Source organism: Rhodanobacter sp. ANJX3 (assembly GCF_014200755.1).
Lineage (GTDB): Bacteria > Pseudomonadota > Gammaproteobacteria > Xanthomonadales > Rhodanobacteraceae > Rhodanobacter.
The window spans coordinates 1-19,289 of the sequence record NZ_JACHCM010000004.1 but is presented as its reverse complement, the minus strand read 5'-3'; the positions used below and the strand labels follow the sequence as shown (position 1 = coordinate 19,289).

At 59.1% G+C, this 19,289-nt stretch carries 22 protein-coding genes; 18 read left to right on the top strand and 4 right to left on the bottom strand.

Annotated elements, in window-relative coordinates; genetic code table 11:
- The first annotated feature begins 44 nt into the window (after nt 1-44).
- The 8 genes from HDE76_RS11900 to HDE76_RS20775 all read left to right on the top strand — a co-directional run bounded on the left by HDE76_RS11900 (nt 45) and on the right by HDE76_RS20775 (nt 9,164).
- The gene (locus tag HDE76_RS11900) at nt 45-821 is read left to right on the top strand and encodes a hypothetical protein (protein ID WP_184507858.1); all 777 of its coding nucleotides are present in this window, start codon (nt 45-47) and stop codon (nt 819-821) included.
- 167 nt (nt 822-988) lie between these two features.
- A complete protein-coding gene (locus HDE76_RS11895; protein WP_184507855.1) occupies nt 989-1,747 on the top strand; it encodes an NrdJb in 759 nt (252 codons plus the stop codon).
- Nucleotides 1,748-2,015: 268 nt separating this feature from the next.
- The gene (locus HDE76_RS11890) at nt 2,016-6,131 is read left to right on the top strand and encodes a HigA family addiction module antitoxin (RefSeq protein ID WP_184507852.1); all 4,116 of its coding nucleotides are present in this window, start codon (nt 2,016-2,018) and stop codon (nt 6,129-6,131) included.
- 514 nt (nt 6,132-6,645) lie between these two features.
- A complete protein-coding gene (locus HDE76_RS11885; RefSeq protein WP_184507849.1) occupies nt 6,646-7,464 on the top strand; it encodes a hypothetical protein in 819 nt (272 codons plus the stop codon).
- Between the two features lie 71 nt (nt 7,465-7,535).
- Nucleotides 7,536-7,943 carry a GFA family protein gene (locus HDE76_RS11880; protein ID WP_184507847.1) on the top strand — a complete coding sequence of 136 codons (408 nt, stop codon included), beginning with the start codon at nt 7,536-7,538 and terminating at the stop codon, nt 7,941-7,943.
- A gap of 52 nt (nt 7,944-7,995) precedes the next feature.
- Complete coding sequence (locus HDE76_RS11875) at nt 7,996-8,169, top strand: hypothetical protein (protein WP_184507844.1); 174 nt, start codon at nt 7,996-7,998, stop codon at nt 8,167-8,169.
- Nucleotides 8,145-8,450 carry a hypothetical protein gene (locus HDE76_RS11870; protein ID WP_184507841.1) on the top strand — a complete coding sequence of 102 codons (306 nt, stop codon included), beginning with the start codon at nt 8,145-8,147 and terminating at the stop codon, nt 8,448-8,450. Before HDE76_RS11875 ends, HDE76_RS11870 begins: the two co-directional genes overlap by 25 nt.
- 186 nt (nt 8,451-8,636) lie before the next feature.
- A complete protein-coding gene (locus tag HDE76_RS20775) occupies nt 8,637-9,164 on the top strand; it encodes an AAA family ATPase (RefSeq protein ID WP_184507838.1) in 528 nt (175 codons plus the stop codon).
- Nucleotides 9,165-9,200: 36 nt separating this feature from the next.
- Here HDE76_RS20775 and HDE76_RS11860 read toward each other — a convergent pair whose 3' ends face one another.
- The 4 genes from HDE76_RS11860 to HDE76_RS11845 all read right to left on the bottom strand — a co-directional run bounded on the left by HDE76_RS11860 (nt 9,201) and on the right by HDE76_RS11845 (nt 11,088).
- Complete coding sequence (locus HDE76_RS11860; protein WP_179482997.1) at nt 9,201-9,491, bottom strand: ferredoxin family protein; 291 nt, start codon at nt 9,489-9,491, stop codon at nt 9,201-9,203.
- 191 nt (nt 9,492-9,682) lie between these two features.
- Complete coding sequence (locus tag HDE76_RS11855; RefSeq protein ID WP_184507835.1) at nt 9,683-10,006, bottom strand: NIPSNAP family protein; 324 nt, start codon at nt 10,004-10,006, stop codon at nt 9,683-9,685.
- 222 nt (nt 10,007-10,228) lie between these two features.
- Nucleotides 10,229-10,651: an ester cyclase gene (locus HDE76_RS11850; protein WP_179483033.1), complete on the bottom strand. Its 423-nt coding sequence runs from the start codon at nt 10,649-10,651 to the stop codon at nt 10,229-10,231.
- Between the two features lie 53 nt (nt 10,652-10,704).
- A complete protein-coding gene (locus HDE76_RS11845) occupies nt 10,705-11,088 on the bottom strand; it encodes a DUF4267 domain-containing protein (protein WP_184507832.1) in 384 nt (127 codons plus the stop codon).
- Nucleotides 11,089-11,187: 99 nt separating this feature from the next.
- Between HDE76_RS11845 and HDE76_RS11840 the strand changes: the two genes are divergently transcribed.
- The 10 genes from HDE76_RS11840 to HDE76_RS11795 form a co-directional block, all read left to right on the top strand.
- Entirely contained in the window at nt 11,188-11,757 is a 570-nt protein-coding gene (locus HDE76_RS11840) for a TetR/AcrR family transcriptional regulator (protein ID WP_179482991.1), read from the top strand.
- Between the two features lie 174 nt (nt 11,758-11,931).
- Nucleotides 11,932-12,363, top strand: coding sequence for a BLUF domain-containing protein (locus HDE76_RS11835; RefSeq protein ID WP_343205701.1), 432 nt, complete (start codon nt 11,932-11,934; stop codon nt 12,361-12,363).
- Nucleotides 12,364-12,899: 536 nt separating this feature from the next.
- Nucleotides 12,900-13,361 (top strand): DUF4265 domain-containing protein, encoded by a 462-nt coding sequence (locus HDE76_RS11830; RefSeq protein ID WP_184507829.1) that lies wholly within the window; start codon nt 12,900-12,902, stop codon nt 13,359-13,361.
- Nucleotides 13,351-13,707 carry a hypothetical protein gene (locus tag HDE76_RS11825; RefSeq protein WP_343205700.1) on the top strand — a complete coding sequence of 119 codons (357 nt, stop codon included), beginning with the start codon at nt 13,351-13,353 and terminating at the stop codon, nt 13,705-13,707. The genes HDE76_RS11830 and HDE76_RS11825 overlap by 11 nt, the downstream gene beginning before the upstream one ends.
- Before the next feature lie 59 nt (nt 13,708-13,766).
- Entirely contained in the window at nt 13,767-14,234 is a 468-nt protein-coding gene (locus HDE76_RS11820; RefSeq protein WP_184507826.1) for a hypothetical protein, read from the top strand.
- Between the two features lie 284 nt (nt 14,235-14,518).
- Nucleotides 14,519-14,746: a hypothetical protein gene (locus HDE76_RS11815; protein WP_179482981.1), complete on the top strand. Its 228-nt coding sequence runs from the start codon at nt 14,519-14,521 to the stop codon at nt 14,744-14,746.
- A 407-nt stretch (nt 14,747-15,153) separates the two neighbouring features.
- Nucleotides 15,154-15,432 (top strand): hypothetical protein, encoded by a 279-nt coding sequence (locus tag HDE76_RS11810; RefSeq protein WP_184507823.1) that lies wholly within the window; start codon nt 15,154-15,156, stop codon nt 15,430-15,432.
- Nucleotides 15,433-16,048: 616 nt separating this feature from the next.
- On the top strand, nt 16,049-16,486 hold the full coding sequence (locus HDE76_RS11805; protein ID WP_184507819.1) for a YciI family protein: 438 nt from the start codon (nt 16,049-16,051) through the stop codon (nt 16,484-16,486).
- 43 nt (nt 16,487-16,529) lie between these two features.
- Nucleotides 16,530-17,813, top strand: coding sequence for an RNA polymerase sigma factor (locus tag HDE76_RS11800; RefSeq protein ID WP_184507816.1), 1,284 nt, complete (start codon nt 16,530-16,532; stop codon nt 17,811-17,813).
- Between the two features lie 758 nt (nt 17,814-18,571).
- A partial coding sequence (locus HDE76_RS11795; protein ID WP_184507813.1) for a hypothetical protein occupies nt 18,572-19,289 on the top strand: 718 nt, incomplete at its 3' end.

Below are 19,289 nucleotides of genomic sequence, written 5' to 3'. Positions count from 1 at the left end.
CTGCGTGCGATAAATCAACGTCGTTTATCGGAGGGGAACCCACCATGTCCATCGACACCGAAGTAGAAACCAACACAGTCACACCGCCCGTCACGGAAGCACCGGTTGTCGTCGAGATGCCAGCACCGGCGCCCGCACCCGAGCCCACACCGGCTCCGGCGGTCGCTGTCGAAAAGCCGAAAGCCAAAAAGGCGCCGGCCAAGAAAGCGGCCAAGGCCGCCGTGAAAGAAGCCGCGCCTGCAAAGCCTGCGGCCAAGAAAGCCGCCCCGCAAAAGGCGGCTGCCAAAAAGGTTGCGCCGAAGAAAGCCGCTGCCAAAAAAGCGGTAAAGAAAGTCGCCAAGAAGGCTGCGGCCAAAAAAGTCGCCACCAAGAAAGCGGTGAAGAAGGCCGTAAAGAAAGTGGCCAAGAAAGTCGCAGTGAAAAAGGTCGCCAAGAAAGCCGCGGCCAAAAAGGCCCCGGCGAAAAAATCCGCCGCGAAAAAGTCGTCGGTCAAGAAAACCCTCGCCAAGGTCGTCAAGAAAGTCACGGCCGCGGAAAAGAAAGCAGCCAAGGCGGTCAAGAAGTTCGCCGCCAAGGTCGTAAAGAAGGTCAGCAGCAAAAAGTCGGCTCCCACCAAGAAAGGTGTAAATAAAAAAGCCGCGTCCAAAAAGGTGGCCGTCAAGAAAGCCGCCAGCACCAAGAAAGGTGCAAGCACCAAAAAAGGTGCCAGTAAGAAAGCCGTCGCCAAGACGGTGAAAAGGTCCACTGCCAGCAAGAAAGTGGCCGTCAAGGCAGCTCCGAAAAAGTCCGCTGCCAAGAAAGCTGCTGCAAAAAAGAAGTAAGCCGTACCGCGTCCGGTCCGGCCACGCGCCGGGCCGGGTGCTTTTTTATCCAGCCACACCCTCCGCGCCATCGCGCTGCGTGAGCCAGCGACACCGCCAGGCAGCTTTCATTCGCTGCCCGCAAGCACCATATCTACCTCTATAACGCCCCAACACAGAAGAACATCATGGCGACCAAAATCGACAAAAAGATCACCGGCTACAACGTGGTCAAACCCGAAGACAAGGTTGCCGCAGTTGCTGCACCGGCTACGGCCAAAGAGCCGCCGATGGCCGAAGTGATCCAGATGCACGAAAGCGTGGAGCGCCCCGACACGCTGGTCGGCTCCACCTTCAAGATCAAGTCGCCGCTGTTCGAGCACGCGCTCTACGTCACCATCAACGACATCGTGCTCAACGCCGGCACGCCGCACGAGCAGCGCCGCCCGTTCGAGATCTTCATCAACTCGAAAAACATGGACCATTTCCAGTGGATCGTGGCGCTCACCCGCATCATGTCCGCCGTGTTCCGCAAGGGCGGCGACGTCACCTTCCTGGTCGAGGAGATGAAGGCCGTCTTCGACCCGCGCGGCGGCTACTTCAAGTCCGGCGGCGTCTACATGCCCAGCATCGTCGCCGAGATCGGCTCGGTGGTGGAGCAGCACATGAAAAACATCGGCATGATCCACGACCCCGAGATGGACGAATCCACCCGCCAGCTCATCGCCGACAAGCGCGCCGCCTACGAGGCCGCCACCGCAAAAAAAAACTCTGAGGTAACTGCAGCGCCGGTCGCGGCAGCGCCAGCCAGCGACAGCAAACCCAAGCTCAACGCTGCCGGCTTCCCTCCGGGTGCCACGCTCTGCGCCAAGTGCAATACGCAGGCGCTGGTGCTGATGGACGGGTGTCAGACGTGTTTGAATTGTGGGTATTCGAAGTGCGGTTAAGTAAATGACTGGCGTAATGGTGGGCGTTGTTGTGGGGATACCCAAAAGGCGCTAGTCGGGGGGGGGGCATAACTAGTTGGGGGTCCATAAGTCGCTAGCGCTTACTTCATAAAGTGCTACTGGATATACCGAGCACCTAGAGGGCCCAAGCGGGCCCTTTTTCATTGAACAGCCACCTTCGACAACCTGTAGTCGGTTCGGTGATGCTATTTGTGCTGTGTAGCGCAACACACTACATTTTCCGTGTCGGCTTTTCAAGGAGGCAGCCATGGCACCCCAAGATGACGCAGCCCATCCCGGAAGCCGGATTCGGGCCGAGGTAATTCCGCGTGGCATGTCGGTTACTAAGGCAGCCAAGCTCATGGGGGTGGGGCGCCCGGCGCTTTCAAACCTCCTCAACGGCAATGCCTCCCTCTCACCAGAGATGGCCTCGCGCCTGGAGAAAGCTTTCCAAGTGCCTAGGGCCGATTTGATGGAAATGCAGACGCGCTTTGACGCGGCCCAAGCACGAAGTCGCACCGCTCCCGCCAATATTGCAGCGTACGTGCCTCCCTTCCTGCAGATCAAAGCCAACGACATTGAGGCCTGGGCAACAAACAACCTCCAGGCACGCGCTCGATTGGCCGTGCTACTTCGGACACTGGTGCATTCCACCGGAAGGGGCCTTACGAAGGTCGATTTTCCGGGCAATGACGATTCCCAGCGAAAAGGCTGTGATGGTCAGGTGGAAGCAAATGAAGGTAGCCCGTGGGTTCCAAGCGGACGGTCTGCGTGGGAATTCGGAACTGACGAAAACGCGAAACGCAAGGCAGACCACGATTTCGACAAGAGTGTCGGTGGGATGGATGCAGGCGAGCGCGCCGAGATGACCTTCGTGTTCGTTTCTCCACGTCGCTGGACGGCAAAGGATGCGTGGAGCAAGGAAAAGAAGCAGCTTGGCCATTGGAAAGACGTTCTGGTTTACGACGCCAGTGATCTGGAGCAGTGGCTCGAACAGTCCCTGCAAGGTCAAGCTTGGTTTGCCAACGAAACTAATCGTCCGTCGCGCGATGTCCGTACGCTCGACAATTGCTGGGCCGATTGGGCGAATGTGTCATCGCCACCTTTGTCCGGAATGCTGTTCAAGTCCGCGATCGAGGCGAGCAATCGAACAATCAGGTCGCGACTCTCCAAGCCAAGCGACGGTCTGATTTTGCTGGCGGCAGACTCGCACGAAGAGGCTACAGCCTTCCTTGCGCAGCTGCTGACTGGCGACGAGGAGCTTCAAGCCTTTCGCGATCGTGTCTTGGTTTTTGACAAGCCGGGAGTTTTTCCTGGTTTGGCTGCTTCCGCGCAAGGGTTTATTGCGGTTACTCACTCGCGTGATGTGGAGCGAGAGTTCGCCCCCTATGCCAAGAACCTGCACACGATCGCGATCTACCCCCGTAATGCAGCCCCGGGAAAGCCTGATGTGGTTCTCGAACCTGCAAGCCACGAAGTTTTCGAAGCTGCATTGGAAGCGATGGGCAAGCAGCGCGACGAAATCGGTAGGCTTTCATCCGATTCAGGTCGTTCGCTGACGGTGCTGCGACGTCAGCTTTCAACGGTGCCTGCCATTAAAGTGCCGCAATGGGCAGGCGATCTTCCATTGGCAAGGAAGCTGGTTCCCTTCCTGTTCGTCGGTGCGTGGGATAGCACCAATGAAGCGGATAGGAGCGCCCTGTCTCTTGTTGCTGGTGGTAAGAGCTACGTGGAACTAGAAAAAGATTGTCAGGGTCTGATCTTGCTGGACGATGCGCCGACTTGGTCAATCGGTACGTTTCGCGGCGTTGTGTCCAAGCTTGACCTTCTGCACGCGATTGCCGGTGTCGTAACCCAAGACGACCTACATGCCTTTTTCCAAGTGGCGCGGCAAGTTTTGGGGGAAGACGATCCTTCACTTGACCTCGAAGAGAGCGAGCGTTGGGCGGCTTCTATACACGGGAAAACACGCCAGTTCTCCAGCGCCTTCCGTGAAGGCATCTCGGAGACGCTGGTCTTGCTCGCAGTGCAAGGCCCCCAACTCTTCAAGGCTCGACTTGGGGTGGATACTGAGTTGGAAGCGGTAAGGGTGGTGCGCGAGCTACTCCCTGACCCGCTGACGACTCGCGCCCTCGAAGCGAATGATCGCGACTTGCCCCTTTACGCAGAAGCGGCGCCCGAGGAATTCCTAGAGATCATCGAACGCGATCTCCGAACCTACTCACCGGCATCGCTGGGGTTGATGAGGCCAGTAAGTGGGGACTTCTTCAGCAGCCCAGTCCGCACCGGATTGCTGTGGGCCTTGGAAGGGCTGGCATGGAATCCGGATCTACTGCCGCGAACTGCCTTGGTGCTTGCACTGCTCGCTAGTGTCGAAATCAGCGACAACTGGATCAATAAGCCGATCAATTCGTTGCAGTCGATCTTTCGTGCATGGATGCCACAAACCGCGGCCGACCACAAGACTCGTGTCAACGTGGTGAAGATGCTGGCGCAGAAATTTCCTCGCATTGGCTGGGAGATCTGTATGGGCCAGTTAGTGCATCACGGATCCGGGCACTACAGCCACAAACCTCGATGGCGCCCAGATGGTTATGGATTTGGAGAGCCGTTTCCGACGTGGGGCCCTGTCCACGCTTTTCAGCGCGACATGGTGGAACTCGCACTTTCGCGGGCGGAGCACTCGCTTGAGACACTTTCTGATCTGGTGGAGCGTATGCAGCTCTTGTCGCCTGAGCACCAAGTCAGGGTGTGGGACTTGGTTGTTGTTTGGGGAGTCGGCTCAGCGAGTGACTCAGACAAAGCCTTATTGCGCGAAAAAATTCGCACGTCTGCGTTATCAAGACGCGCAGCTTTGCAAGAAAAGAGGAAAGGGGGCGACAAGGCGCTGGTGACCGCAGCTAAGGCAGCGTTCCAGGCGCTCGAGCCCACAGGGATCGTCAACAAGCATCTGTGGCTGTTCAAGGATCACTGGGTCGATGAATCTGCCGATGAATTAGAAGATGTCGAAAAGATCGACTATCAGGAGCGCGAGAAGAGGCTTCGCGCTCTGCGCATCAGCGCGCTGCGAGAGGTTTATGGGTCTGTGGGGGCTACGGGGTTGCTGGAGCTGGCGAGTCGCGGCCGTGCGTCGTGGGTTGTCGGAGTGCTGGCTCCCGAAGCGATAGGGATGGAGAGTGACCTGAAATCGCTCCTGACGGCAGCATTTGATGCAGTGGTGCAAGGTGTGTCGGAGATAACATCGTATGCCAACGTAATTGAAGGGGCGCTGCATGCAATTGCGGACGATGCGAGACGCCAGGCTGTGATTGAGGCTGTTTCTGCCACCCGCTCAGAATTTGAAAGGGCACGGTTGTTGATGCTAGCGCCATTTGTAAGAAGCACATGGAAGCTAGTTGACGGCCTCGGAAAGGAAGCTGCGAGTAAGTATTGGGAAGAGGTCAGGCCGAACTTTAAGCGGGGAGAGGCAGACGAAGAGCAAGAGGGAGTGATGAGGCTGATCAACGCTCGTCGTCCGCGTGCAGGGTTTTACAGTGTCAAGTACGACCTGGAGATTCTCGATGTGGAGTTGCTCTTTAGCCTGATGTCGGCGATCGCCAAAGATGGAAACGATAAGGCGGGTGAGTACCAGCTCGACACATACCATATTGCAGAGGCCTTTAAACGCCTTGATTCAAGCGGGCGATTTACCATCGACAAGATGGCGTCCTTGGAGTTCGCCTACATGGAAGGCCTCAGAGAACTTGGAGGTGGGGGTGGTGGCTATGGCATTCCCAATCTAGAGCGGCATATCGATGCCAATCCGGAAATGTACGTGCATGCTCTTGTTTGGGCTTACCCGCGAAGAGACAAGCAAACTGACCCTGAGCCGTTCCGAATCGCGCCCGATCGAGTAATAGAGATGGCGAAACGCGGCCATCATCTGTTGGAGGCAATCCGTCGTATCCCTGGCCATGATGATCTAGGCAACTTAGACGCATCCCGGCTTTCAAGGTGGATCGCGACGGTTCGAAAAATGGCAGCTGAACTCGATCGGACGGAAATTGCCGATGTATCGATTGGCAAGCTCTTGGCACACGCTCCAGCCGGAGAGGACGGGGTGTGGCCTTGCAAGCCTGTCCGCGATGTCATGGAAGAACTGCAACTTGAGGACATGATGCATGGCGCACATACGGGCTTGTACAACTTGCGGGGTGTCCACTGGCGGGGTGAAGGTGGTGACCAGGAACGGGGCTTGGCGGAGAAGTACCGGGGTTGGGCCAAGGCGTTGCAGATCTCACATCCGTTTGTATCCTCAAAGTTGCTCATGGGCATTGTCAGAACTTACGAGCGAGAAGCCAGTGACGAAGACACCGAGTCGACTCTGCGTAGGCGCCTGCGCTGAGGTCAGATTTTCGCTGGCGATGTATTTGTTATCTGCAGAAACGCGATAGATAGGTGTCACAAGTTATCTCAAGCGCTGCCGAGAGCAGTTCGTTTAATCCGTTAGGTATCTCGGCAGCGGCATCGTGTGGACGATCGCATGGGGGTTCAATGAGGCACGCCACACTGAAAGGTTGTATAGGCAACTTTTCCGAAGTTAACGTTTGCTCTGCGATAGAACTCACTGAAGCCTCTGCGCATATATCAAGCCACGCTTATGGTATGTCGACAACATAACCCAGCTGCACCGCTTAACCTTGGAGGTTCCCCTTGAGCTTTTTGAAGTCACTCTCGATTGCCGGGTACCGCGGTTTCAACGAGCTCTGGAGAAACAAGGGTCAGAATAGACTTTCCGCCTCGTGAAAAGGTATCAGGAACAAGCTAGAAGAAGACTTTGAGAAGCGGTCGTGATATCTCTTTTATAAACTTGAATATGCTCCAGGCTAAAACGCATCGCTTTGACGTTCGGGGGTTCCATGTTCGGATGGTTTCGCAAGGAAGCGCTGCTCGATGCCGAGTTGACGGCATGGCAGTTTGACTGCTTCGACTGGTTGGTGCGGCATACGGGTGGACTGGAAGCTTTGCGTTCGCGCAGGCTCATTCTGCCGACGCGGGAGTTCTTTCCCCAGCGAGGAAGGCACGACGCGGCTTTTGCCGAAGCGGTCTTCGAGCAGGTCAAGGCGCATGCGGGCATGGCCGACTGGCCGTGCGCGTTACAGCTGCAGGAGGGCGATCCTGACCCGAGGGTCTCTACGTATGCGTTCGTGCAGGGTGCACCGCAGTCACCCGCGGGGACGTATCGCGCATTGGGCGACGAGGGTGCGTTGATCACTTACCATCCGGACCAGTTGGCCGACCCGGTCGCGCTAGTGGCGACCTTCGCTCACGAGTTGGCGCACTACCGCACGGCACGTTTTCCGGAGCCGCCGCCGGGCGGTTGGGACGTGTGGGAAATCGCCACCGACCTCGCGGCCGTCTATCTGGGCTTCGGCGTATTTCTTGCCAATACGCGCTTCCATTTCAGTCACTTCTCCGATGGCCGCACCAGCGGCTGGCGTTGGCGCCAGCAAGGCTATGTCTCCGAGCCGGAAGTGCTGCATATGCAGGCCATCGTTTCCATTGCGATGGGCGCGCCCCAGGAGCAGACGCTGGCGCATCTCAAGCCGGCACTCAAGGGCATCTTCAAGAGAGTGTGGAAAGAAGCAGCGTTCGCTTCGCAAGAGCGGCAGCCTCCGGGTACCCTTGCGGTTAAGGACAACCTGGCAGAGGCGGATAAAGTGTCAGGGACAAATTGAGTGCGTCACTGACTGAGTCGAGTTTTTCCTGATATCTTTTTTGAAGCGTCAGGCAGCAAGGAAACTTCGGTATGACGGCTCCCTTTTCCGGCGGGTGCGCCTGTGGGGCGATTCGTTACGTGTGTTCACGTGCGCCCATCGCCATGCTCAATTGCCACTGTCTGGATTGTCAGCGTGCCAGCGGTGCGCCGTTCGCGTCGGGTTTTATCGTGGCGGCCGCGGATATGGAGATCACCGGCACGCCGAAAACGTATTCGGTGCGCGCGGGCAGCGGCGCGCTCGCGACGCGCAGCTTCTGCCCTGAGTGCGGCTCGCCGTTGTTCACGCGCGGCGATGCCAACCCGGGATTCCAGTCTGTGCGCTTTGCTAGCCTGGATGACGCGTCGGCGTTTCAGCCGATGCTGGACATCTGGACGGCCAGTGCACAGCCGTGGGTTTGCCTGAGTCAGGCCATTCCGCACTATCCTCGCGTTCCCTGATGTCGGTCGCTGGCAGTTACCGCATGGTGATTCGCGCGGGGTGGACATTGCCTTGCACAGCTATTTCGGCATCAAGCCATCTCAGGAGCTCGGCATGGGTTCGGTCTTCGAGAAGCTAAACCTTAAAGACCACGGGGAGATCGTGGTGGTCAACGCGCCGGCGTCTTTCGGGCCGAGCTGGCCGCGCTTAACGGTGTTGCCGTGCTGCGCGATCTTCAGAAGGTAGAGGCCGTTTCTTTTGCGCTCGTGTTCGCCAAGCGGCAGAGCGAGGTCGACGCTATTTCCCCGGCCCTTGCCGACAAACTCAAGGGTGACGCGTTGCTGTGGTTCGCCTATCCGAAGGGCACGTCCAAAAAGTACACGTGCGATTTCAACCGGGATACGGTGTGGCGCGTCATTCGTCGTTTGGGATTCGATACGGTTCGCGCGTTGGCCATCGATGACGATTGGTCGGCGCTGCGTTTCAGGCGCGTCGAGTTCATCAAGTCGGCAGCGACATCGAAGTAATATCCGATCCGGAAGTGGGGGCAGAGTTGGGGTTTCCTTACGTTTTCACGCGAACCCACCGAGCGGGTCCATGCGCGATGGTGAGGGATGTCCTGGCTGTTCCATCAGGTGATTCGATGGAACAGTGGCCATCGTCGCGGCATGCCTTTCGTCCCCAATGTATGACCGAGTATCGAGCCCGTACTTATGATTCTTGATTCTCTCGGACCGCGTATCTGCGTGATGGGGCCGTCGAACAGCGGCAAGTCGACTTTGGCGGCCGCCATCGGGCGGGCGCGCGGGCTGACACCCATCCACCTGGACCAGCTTTACCATTTCCCGCAAACGAATTGGCAGCCTCGGCCGCCCGAAGAGTTCATCGCCCGGCACGATGAGGCGATTGTGGGCGCGAGCTGGGTCATGGAGGGCAACTATTCTCGCTGCCTGCCGCAGCGGCTGGCACGGGCAACCGGATTCATCCTGCTGGACGCCGCAACCGCAACCAGCCTTTTACGCTACCTCCGCCGATCGTGGTTCGAGCGCGATCGGCCCGGCGATCTCGAGGGGAGCCGGAACAGCGTCCGATGGGCGATGATCCGCCATATCGCGATCGTTACCCGAGAGAACCGCCGGCGCTACAAAGAACTATTCGACCGTATCAGCTTGCCGAAGATCAGGCTGGCAACGACGCGCGAACTCGAGCGTTTCTATCGGTCCGAACGGCTCGGCCGCTAACCGCCTTACGCACTCGCGGCAGCGCGCACGCAAAAATCAGGCAATTGCTTTGACGAGCTTGATGGCGTGCTCCGGACACGCCTTGACGCACAGGCCGCACGCGCGGCATTGATCCGCGTTGGGCGTGTAGGCGACTCTTCCGCCGTGAACGCGATTTTTAAGCTTCGATAAAAATCCCAGCTTGGCGTAGTCGGCGGGTTCGATGCTGCGAATGGCGAACACGTCGTAAGGGCATACCTCCACGCAAGGCCCTTTGGCTTCGCAGCGAGAAAAATCGACGACGGGGATAAATTTGCCCGAAGGCTGTTTGCAGACTTCATCGTGCATATCGCATCTCCAGCGGAAGGCGGCCACGAGTAGCTCGCCCGAAATTCGCCATGGTGAGTGTTGGCTCTGCCGCTCGATCCGCGATGGTTCGCCAGGCGTTCTTTATCCAGACCAGCGTTGCCTTCGGCGAGCCTGCCAGCTGGCGAGTCAGACGACGATAACGCGTGTGCTTTTCCGCCACACCATTGCGATTATCCGAATGGCGACCCCGCCGCCGGCATCAAGACCGTCGATTCGACACCCAGGATGTCGGCGACATCGAAGCCGCGCGCGTCGTTCGCCGCCTCCGGGCTTTGTATGTAGCGCTGCGCGACCTCGCCAGGATCGTCGCCCTCTGCGTAGGAAACCAGCACGAAGGCTCGGGGCGTGACATCGGCCTTGGCCGTCCATACGCCGTGAGCCTCGACGCCGAACGAGGGAAAATTGTGAAGGTGGCGGGGAAAGACGGTCCCGACGTAAAAATCGAGCGCCTCTTTCGTGCGCATCGTGTAGACCCGAAGTTCAAAGGTTCGCATGATGGATTCCTGTGGCGGATAGAAGAGGGCGAGGGTGCCGTCGGCAACCACGGGTACGTGCAGGTCGCGGCAGGCATCGCGTGTGCGACAGCGGACGAACCGATACGGCGCCGATAAAACTGATCTGCCGGCCCGATCGTCACGACGCTGCGCGGCACTGGACGTCCGACAACGATGCGCTTCGCTACCGTCCCGGCATCGCCTCGCTGCGGACGTATAGAGTTACGGCTGGCGAGGCGGCTGCACGGCGCCCATCTGAATGAAGACGTCGAGGGTGTTGAGCTCGTCCCAATGCTCGACAAAACGGCCGTTCTCGACCCGCCAGATATCGATCGAGCGCATGACGAAGGGGTTGCCCGTGGCGGGGTAGCCGAGGAGGTTTCCGGTATGCGTGCCCTCGTACCGGTAACGGCCGACGACGCGCGAGCCATCCGCCGACGCGAAGACGTCTTCCGCCGTGACTTTGAGGTCGGGCACGCCCGCGATGATGGCTCCCAACACTTTCTTCGAACCCTCCAGTCCCGGTTCGGCGAAGGCGTTGTGGTTTACGTAGTCGGGTGCCTTGATCTCGTCGAGGCGCGACAGATCGTGGCTGGTCATGATGTCGGCAAAGAGATGTCCGAGCTTGACCAGATCCGTTGTCATTGCGTTTGTCATTGTTTTGGTCCTTTTCAGTTGTCAGTGAGGGGATGAGTTTTTTACTTCGCGCCGAAGATCAGGCATGCGCCGGTGGCGACGATGACCAAGCCTGTAAAGCCATGCATGCCCAGAGCTAAGCCTTTGCTTCCGCCCGATCGAAGCACGGTCACCATGTCGCCAAAGGCGATGAGGCTCGCCACCAGCATGAATTCGCCGAGCAGCCGCGGCGATCCATTCGTCATGAGCAGCACGACAAAAAGTCCGGCAGCGATATCCCGCGTGCCCTTGACGGACAGCCACGCGGTCAGCCCGGTCGACGGCGGTGGCGAATGGGCGATGCCGAACTCTGCCGACGCGGCGGCAGGGCTCCACCAAAAGCGCGATCCGAGAAAAAGAATGCCGGCCGCGATGAGGCCGCAGAGCACGTACCCGATATGTAGCATTGGAATCTCCTGTCAGTTGCAGAAATACTAGCACTGACAGAAAACATGTCAACACTAATCTAGCGTTGACAATTATTCTTCTGCCGATAGGCTGGGCGAATGACCATCGCCGAACGCAGAAAAAACCAGCGCATGGAGCGCTACGAACTCATTCTGGCGGCAGCGCGCCAATTGGCCGAAGCCGAAGGGTGGGACGCCGTGACCACACGGCGGCTTGCCGCGCTGATCGACTACAGCCAGCCGGTTCTCTACAGCCACTTCAAAGGCAAGGCCGACATCATGGCCGCCGTGGCGACGAAAGGGTTCGAGGAGCTCGCGGCGCGCTTGCAGAAGGAAACGGCGAAAAAGAAAGGCAAGCCGGATGTCCTGCGCAATGTGTGTGCCGCCTACCTCGATTTCGCTCGCTCCAACGCGGTCGTTTACGAGGCCATGTTCGTCTTGCCGACCCAGATCCAATTCGCCAGCGAGCACACGCCGCCCGCTCTGCGTGCGTCCTTTGCCGAGCTGGTCGCTGCGCTGGGGCCCGATCGACAGCAGCCGGTATTTTTAGCCGAAGTGCTTTGGAGCGCGCTGCACGGCCTGGTCGTTTTTGCAAAATCCGAGCGCATCCCGGCGGCCGGCGCAGAGGCTCGACTCGACATTCTCGTGCAAAAATTCCGTCGCGATTAGCGTGGGTCGCACCGTTGTGCGGCCATGCCCGGCAGGGTTTCGATAATCGATGCCCTCAAGATCTGCCGAGCGTGGCATGCCATGTTTCGGGGATGGCCGGACACGCTGTGAATTTGCAGCCGCCCCAGGCACCGGTCAATATAGGCGGCTACCGATCTTCAAGAGCCGCAGTCGATGGACATGATTGGCGTTGTATACATGAGCCGCTCGGCCCGGCCGATGCAGCCGGCCGATCTCGACCGGCTGCTGATGGACGCGCGCACTCACAATGCGGAGAAAGACGTGACTGGCGTGCTGCTGTATGGCGACAGCCAGTTTTTCCAATACTTCGAAGGCCACCCGGCCGATGTGGAAGACGTTTACGAGCGCATCCGCCGTTCCACCCTTCACCACGAGCTGGTCGAACTGGAGCGCCGTCGGGTGCCGCAACGGTTCTTCCGCAAGTGGTTCATGGGTTTTCGAGACGCGCCCGCCAGCGTCATCCAGAAGCTGAGCCAGGAGCAGTGGAAGCGTGAGATGCCGTGGGCCCAGGATCACTCGGCCGCCTCCCCGGGGATGCAACAGCTTATGGCGTTTCTCGACTCCGCCTCGACCGACGAGGCGTAAAGCGAAAGCGGTCAGGCGCCTTGGCACTCGCCTTGCCGCCGTATCGGCGTCAATGGTTTCTGTCGGTTGGAGTGTTCGGCGCCTGCGTGGTCATTCCTCTTCCGCTCGCCGTGGTTACAAGGCAACTCGAGTAGGCATAAATCGCCAGCCATCATGAAGACCTATCCCCTACGCAGAGAGGAGGGTTCTTTTCGTGGTTTCGAGATTGCGAGCACGTGGCTTACGCTTGGTCCACTCGTGCGGCTTCTGCGCGCAACGCCGGGAGTTGCCGATGTGTCGCCAATGGTTCAACGACGACCGTGTCGTGTTCGAGTTTCATGGAAAGCGCGCCGTCGTCAATGAGTCGTGGGGCGAATGAGCTGTGGGGTGACAACCGCCGCTACTGGTGGGTCTTCAAACCTGGATTCATCGTCAGAACTCGATACCGGCCCCTGCATGACGCTTTCAGAAGATATCGTGGTTTTCTTGTCGTCACTCTTTGGCTGGTGCAGCATGATGATTGACCAAGCGAAAAGTCGCCGAGTCGGCTTCACTCGATGAGCGGCGAACCGACAGCGAAAGTGGTGTTTCGTGTCCCAGACCATGAGGGAGCAGCCAACGTCGAGACGCTTTGGGCAACGCCGATCGGCAACGACCATTACAAACTGGACAACTCCCCGTTCTACGCCTACGGCCTCTCCTGGCAGGACACGGTATGGGCGCCGTTCGACGCACGCGAAGGCATGGCGACGTTCCAATCCGTGGTGACGCGGTCTGGCCATCGAACCATCCGCATCATCGTCGATCCGCCGGTTTCCTACGGCAACGCTTCAGAGCTGTTGCTGCAACGTCTCGTCGCAATGGGATGCAGCTACGAGGGCGCCACTGGCGGCTACATATCGGTCGACATTCCGCCTTCCGTAGATCTGCAGTATGTCCATGCGTACCTCATCGACGTGGATGCGCAATGGGAGCAAGCCGATCCACCGTACGAATCACGTTTCCCGCGTGAGGCGTGACCACTTCTTCAAAGCCGACGGCTTGGCCGCCGCTCCATTCGCGCGTTGTCACTCAATGGCCACTTCGTCCAAGATTATTCTTCACTCACTGCACGGCTATCGCTCGGAACTCGATGCGATCGTGGCGCAATGGATCCAAGAGCGGGTCAGTTATGTCGGGGTGGTCGGCATCGATGCCTCGAGGATCGAGGACATCATTGATGAGCTGTGCATCGGGGACGGATCGAAACCCTATGCCATGCTCACGGCATCCCACGGCTCAGACGAGACGCTTCAAGACGCTATCCTTCTTGCAGAGCAACTTTCACGTGAGCTCGCCGGCGATGTACGTGTCGTTGAGTTCTGATATTTCGTTCAAAGCGGACGGCTTGGCCGCCGCTCCATTTCCGCGATAGAGCGCCCATCATGCAACTCATCTTTACCAAGGGATCGGGAAAACACGACACGATGGACGTGATCCGGGATGGCGCTGTCGTCGAAAGCATGGCTTGCCCCAAGCAAGGCATCGTTCCGCATGACATGGTCCACTACGCGGTTGAGCACACATTGCACAAGCGGGGCTTTGTCGGTCGCGTGCTCGATGGTGAGGCGGCCTCGTTCCAGATGCAGGCCGATGCCGAGAGCGATGGGGTGGAGCGTCTGGTCGAAGTATTTCAGGCGGACGGCTGGTCGGGGTGGAGCAGCTCCCCGACCGACATGCTCGACTTGTATCGGGTCACTTGCCGCGCTCGCCAATGCGCGCCTTTGGCCTTGGACGCGGATGACGTCGATGCTGTGCGCCAGCGAATCCTGGCGCTGACGGAGCAGTGGCAATCCCTTGCGGTCGGCCAGTCGCTGGCTTTAGCTGTCGAGCATAGTCAGCCTGCGTCATAGCAAGTCTTTGGTCACTCAGGCGGACGACTTCAGCTGAAAGGCAACCTGTCCCTCATGACCGCCGACATGGAGGGTTTTGCCGCGATCTCGAGGCTGTGCGGAAACGACGCCGGCATCGCCGAAGGCTATGAAACCTACTGCGTGCCGCACACCCCGATGAGGATGCTAACGCGTGGCAGCACATGGCAGAGCGCTGGCCCGAAGACACCCGTTACGTGTCTCTCTGCACAGGCTATTCACCGTAGCGAGCCTAGCGTGGAAGGTACTTGCCGGAGGAACGACCGATGGAGATTTTCGACATTCCCTTCAATCCGGATGCCGCGCATGGTTGGACTGTGCCCATTCCGCGAGACGGAGAAAAGCGGTTCGTGTCGCGCACAGATGCCCTCGCTTTCGCTCAAATGCTCGCTAAAGACGAATCCATAAGCCAACGCACAAACAACTATCTCTGCGTTGAAGGTGGCGATAAGCACTGGCGGCTGTTTACGGCCGATTTGATGCCGGTCGGCTGATCAGTACCTTTATCGCTCGTTGACGGGGCGCTGCGACGGAGTTTGCCGGGTCCAAGTTTCTTGCTCCCCAATAAGCGGGTCCGCTCGAATGCACGTTTTCGGCGGCTGGAAAGTGCACCCCACGCCTTGCCGCCGTCCCTGATGGGATGCGCACGCTTTGGCGAATGACACACGCCATCGATGCGCGTCCATCGCCTTGAACTTATCGCCGCGTAGGTTGCACACGGCGTCGATCGGTCGGTAACGAAGACGAAAAGGCCAAGGCGACGCGCGCCGGGTCTTCTGGTTCGGTCTCTTCGGTTTTGCCATGTCAGCCGGCGAGAAGAATGAAGTGAGCCTATGCAATTGTTTCTCGGCGCATTCACCGCCCGAAAGCCAACGTAAGGACACATTCGGGAGACCCTCCAATGATCCAGCTCAATCCGCCCCTGCCCATGAACACACCCAAAGGCGAGGGTTTTGCACACGTGATGCTGGACTACGGCCCGGAATCCGACCTTTACTGGGTGGTGCTGATCACCGAAACGGGCGAGATCTGGACGTTCGCCAACCGTTACGTGCGAGCCGGGAAAAACATCACGCTGGGTCGAACCCATCCGACCCAGCCCACGGCCCCGGCGGCATTGGCGCCCGGGGAACGCGTGCCAATGCGACCGCGTGCCATCGAGACGCTCGAGCCGGTCTAGTCGTCACCCGCCATGGAACAACGGCTGGCGAAATCGGCTATAGGGCTGAGCTACAGCGGTTGGGGCTTGGCGGGTTCGTGACGTTCATGGCGTACTGATTCGGGCGTTGTGCGCTGTTTGTGAGGCGGTTGTGCCGTCCGCTGGACAAGGGTCTGCCGCCGCGGCCACGCCGTTGGCGGCTGTCGGCCTGTTCGCGTTGGGGCTGGGCATACGCGACTGTTTGCCTGATTCTCGCGCCACGACGCCGCGTGGCTTTCGCAGGTAATCCGCACGGCGCTGCATGTGCCGTGCCGGTATCGCCAGAGGCCGCTTTGACATGGCTCGCATCGCGGCCGATCAAAATCGAGGCCGATCAAAGGGGACGAAGTGCCATCCTGGGTTAAGCCAGCCTCCATCGACGCCGAAATGGGGCCATGCTCCGCCTTGCCGAAAAATAATCGATTTACATTCGGATGTCGTGTCGATTAGCCCCTGCGTCGTTCGACGTATCAACAGTGAGCCCGTTCGAAAGCGAGCGACAGCCAGTCCATGCCGCTATCCATCTGAGTTCACCGTTGTAAACAAATGGCCAACGCCTAGAGCGCCCCTATCACGAACAACCACAGGAGATTTCCCCATGCGATTCATGGTTATCGTCAAAGCAACCGCCGAGTCCGAAAAAGAAGGCGCACTTCCCGATCCGCAGCTCATGGCCGACATGAGCAAGTTCAACGAAGAGCTGATCAAGGCCGGCGTCGTGCTGGCCATGGATGGACTCCAACCCAGCTGCAAAGGGGCGCGCGTCAAATTTTCCGGCAAATCGCGGACCGTCGTCGACGGCCCGTTCGCGGAGACCAAGGAGCTCGTCGCCGGCTTCTGGATCTGGCAGCTGAAGTCTCTGGCGGAGGCTATCGAGTGGGTCAAGCGCTGCCCCAACCCTCACTACGGGGACTCGGAAATCGAGATCCGCCAAATCTTCGAGATGGAAGATTTCGCTCCGCTGCTTTCCGAAGAAGAGATTCAGTACAAAGTAGGTCGTCGCGCCGAGCTGCCGGATCAGACATCGAACACGTAGCTGCTATTGCACGCCCTGTTGAAAGCTGATGTGATCGGTAGCCGTGGCTGCTACCGATCACCACCGCATTGTCGAAGCCGTCTGGCGCATCGAGTCCGCCCGAGTCATCGCGGGCCTGACTCGCTTTACCCGCGACGTCGGTCTGGCCGAAGACCTGGCGCAGGAGGCGCTTCTCGCCGCCCTCGTACAGTGGCCGCAATCCGGCGTCCCCGACAATCCCGGCGCTTGGCTCACCGCCACCGCCAAACGCCGCGCCATCGATCTCTTCCGCCATAACGCCGTCGCCAGATGCAAGCACGAAGCGCTTGCGCGCGAACTCGACGTGCTCGAGCAAACCTCGCCCGATCTCGACGGCGCGCTCGACAACACCATCGGCGACGATCTCCTGCGCCTCGTCTTCATCGCCTGTCATCCCGTGCTGCCCGCCGAGTCGCGTGCAGCACTCACACTGCGTCTCCTTGGCGGTCTCACCACCGAGGAAATCGCGCGTGCCTTCCTGACACCCGAACCCACCATCGCTCAGCGCATCGTGCGCGCCAAGCGCACCCTCGCCGACAAGCACATCCCGTTCGAGTTGCCCCACGGCCCGGAGCTCGCTACCCGACTTTCCTCCGTGCTCGAAGTCATCTACCTGATCTTCAACGAGGGCTACTCGGCCACCAGCGGCGACGACCTCATGCGCCCCTCGCTCTGCGAGGACGCGCTTCGCCTCGGTCGCATCCTCGCTGAACTCATGCCCGCCGAATCCGAAGTCCACGGACTAGTTGCCCTGATGGAGATCCAGGCCTCGCGGACGCGCGCCCGCGTCACGGCGACCGGCGAGGCGGTGCTGCTGCTGGAGCAAAACCGCAGCCAGTGGGATCAGTTGCTCATCCGTCGGGGACTGACAGCCATCCAGCGCGCTCGCCGAATCGACGCCAACCGCGGCACCTATCTGCTTCAAGCCGAGATAGCCGCCTGCCACGCCCGCGCGCACACGCCAGCGGAAACCGACTGGCGTCGCATTGTCGTCCTCTACACCGAGCTCGCTCAGGTCCATCCCTCTCCCGTCATCGAACTCAATCGTGCCGTCGCCGTTTCCATGGCCGACGGCCCCGAGGCGGGCCTCGCGCTCGTCGATGCCTTGGCAGGCGAGCCCGCACTGGCGCGCTACCATCTTTTGCCCAGCGTCCGCGCCGACCTGCTCTATAAATTAGGCCGCCGCTCCGAAGCCCGCGTCGAGTTTGAACGCGCCGCCGCCCTTACCCGCAACACACGCGAAAGCAGCCTTCTGCTCGCCCGCGCCGCATCCTGCGAGAGGGAGCCAACCGACCCTCAGGAAAAATAGCCAACCGTTCATTCCTCCTGCCTCCCGGCCGTTTTCGTCGCAACGATGCCATTGCTGTCCCTCTCGGGGAGCGCTTTGCGGCATGCAATGGCTGCTTGCAACCGGCTGTCGCTGGCCGATGGCCCCGCGCTGGACGGGATGCCGACGTGCTGATCTTGATCGGTGGCTTCTACTGATCGAATATCTCGGTGTGCGCCATGTGCCGGAGGAGATCGCTGCGGGTCACTGCAGAGATATGGAACATAGCTAGCGGAGCGGATCAGCTAGCTAACCTGGTCGCGGCACTAACAAGAAGGCGTGTGGGGCGTCATGTTTCGGTGGATTAGAGTCTCTGGGTCGGTTCGGCGCACGAACCATGGTCCGCAACGATAAGCCGATAAAACCCTGTGCCGGGATCTTCGATTCGGACGAGGGGCGGCGGCATCGAATAAATGTTGTTGACAACGACCTGCCTGGCGGGAGCAAAATTGGGCGATGACTCATTGCGGCAGCAGCGAGTCGTCCAAAGGGGATCAAAGGGAATCGTAATGATAGGGACGTTGTCATTGGGGCACGTAACTCGACAGGCCGAATTTGCCCTGCTGCGTTGCTTCGACAGCGGCGACCGATCTGGGCGCCCATGCGAAATACCGTTTGTTCTTAACTTGCCGTTGGCCGGGGAATTGTTCGTGGCCGAAGGATCAGTTCGCCTTTAATTACGCCGCCGCGTGACCACGCAGCGCTTTTTTATGCTCAAAGCTACGGATGGAAGGGACCCCGTGTTTAAACCTCGCTTCAAAGCAATCTTGATAACAGTTTGCGTTTTCATTGGCGTGTCGCAAATAGCGATAGCTCAAGTGGATGGCCCGCACCGTTCCGAGCAAATTAATGGGGCGGACGTTTTTGAAAACGACCCAACGACGCAAGTGACTGCGCATGCCCTCCCGCCTCAACCCTTTGACGCAGCATCCCATTACGGGCAGGGTTTTTCGCTGACGCCATCAAGTTCCGGCAGCGTACCCTGGGGCCTCGGTAACGGTGCTCACCTGTTTTCCTTCAATAATCCCGCCTCTTCCACCGACCCCAGCAAAGACAAGAGCGGTGGTCCTTGTAGCGGAAATTATCAGGGACAGCCCATTGACGTAAGCAAAGGCACCAAACTCGAGACATATCCCCTCTTTTCATTGCCTGGTGAGATGGGGTTGAAATACGAGCTTTATTATCATAATCGGGGGATCAATCTTTGGTCGGACGATTCCTACTATTCACTGGACACGGCCTGCGCCTATGACCCCAATTACAACGGCGGTCCTTGCCCAGGCGTCAAGTTTTATCGTGCCGATGGCTCGACCATCCTTTTCAATGGGACGGCAGGCAAGGGCCCGTTTACCGAAAGCGGCGGCGGTAATCTGGCGACGCTAACCTACAACAGCGCCTCGGCTACCTACACACTGCAGGACGAGGATGCTACCACCAAGGTTTTTAGCAGCAACGGCG

Excerpts from the sequence above, each read along its gene's own strand:
- HDE76_RS11900 (WP_184507858.1), top strand. The coding sequence starts at position 45 with ATGTCCATCGACACCGAAGTAGAAACCAACACAGTCACACCGCCCGTC.
- HDE76_RS11895 (WP_184507855.1), top strand. The coding sequence starts at position 989 with ATGGCGACCAAAATCGACAAAAAGATCACCGGCTACAACGTGGTCAAA.
- HDE76_RS11890 (WP_184507852.1), top strand. The coding sequence starts at position 2,016 with ATGGCACCCCAAGATGACGCAGCCCATCCCGGAAGCCGGATTCGGGCC.
- HDE76_RS11885 (WP_184507849.1), top strand. The coding sequence starts at position 6,646 with ATGTTCGGATGGTTTCGCAAGGAAGCGCTGCTCGATGCCGAGTTGACG.
- HDE76_RS11880 (WP_184507847.1), top strand. The coding sequence starts at position 7,536 with ATGACGGCTCCCTTTTCCGGCGGGTGCGCCTGTGGGGCGATTCGTTAC.
- HDE76_RS20775 (WP_184507838.1), top strand. The coding sequence starts at position 8,637 with ATGATTCTTGATTCTCTCGGACCGCGTATCTGCGTGATGGGGCCGTCG.
- HDE76_RS11860 (WP_179482997.1), bottom strand. The coding sequence starts at position 9,491 with ATGCACGATGAAGTCTGCAAACAGCCTTCGGGCAAATTTATCCCCGTC.
- HDE76_RS11855 (WP_184507835.1), bottom strand. The coding sequence starts at position 10,006 with ATGCGAACCTTTGAACTTCGGGTCTACACGATGCGCACGAAAGAGGCG.
- HDE76_RS11850 (WP_179483033.1), bottom strand. The coding sequence starts at position 10,651 with ATGACAACGGATCTGGTCAAGCTCGGACATCTCTTTGCCGACATCATG.
- HDE76_RS11845 (WP_184507832.1), bottom strand. The coding sequence starts at position 11,088 with ATGCTACATATCGGGTACGTGCTCTGCGGCCTCATCGCGGCCGGCATT.
- HDE76_RS11840 (WP_179482991.1), top strand. The coding sequence starts at position 11,188 with ATGACCATCGCCGAACGCAGAAAAAACCAGCGCATGGAGCGCTACGAA.
- HDE76_RS11835 (WP_343205701.1), top strand. The coding sequence starts at position 11,932 with ATGGACATGATTGGCGTTGTATACATGAGCCGCTCGGCCCGGCCGATG.
- HDE76_RS11830 (WP_184507829.1), top strand. The coding sequence starts at position 12,900 with ATGAGCGGCGAACCGACAGCGAAAGTGGTGTTTCGTGTCCCAGACCAT.
- HDE76_RS11820 (WP_184507826.1), top strand. The coding sequence starts at position 13,767 with ATGCAACTCATCTTTACCAAGGGATCGGGAAAACACGACACGATGGAC.
- HDE76_RS11815 (WP_179482981.1), top strand. The coding sequence starts at position 14,519 with ATGGAGATTTTCGACATTCCCTTCAATCCGGATGCCGCGCATGGTTGG.
- HDE76_RS11810 (WP_184507823.1), top strand. The coding sequence starts at position 15,154 with ATGATCCAGCTCAATCCGCCCCTGCCCATGAACACACCCAAAGGCGAG.
- HDE76_RS11805 (WP_184507819.1), top strand. The coding sequence starts at position 16,049 with ATGCGATTCATGGTTATCGTCAAAGCAACCGCCGAGTCCGAAAAAGAA.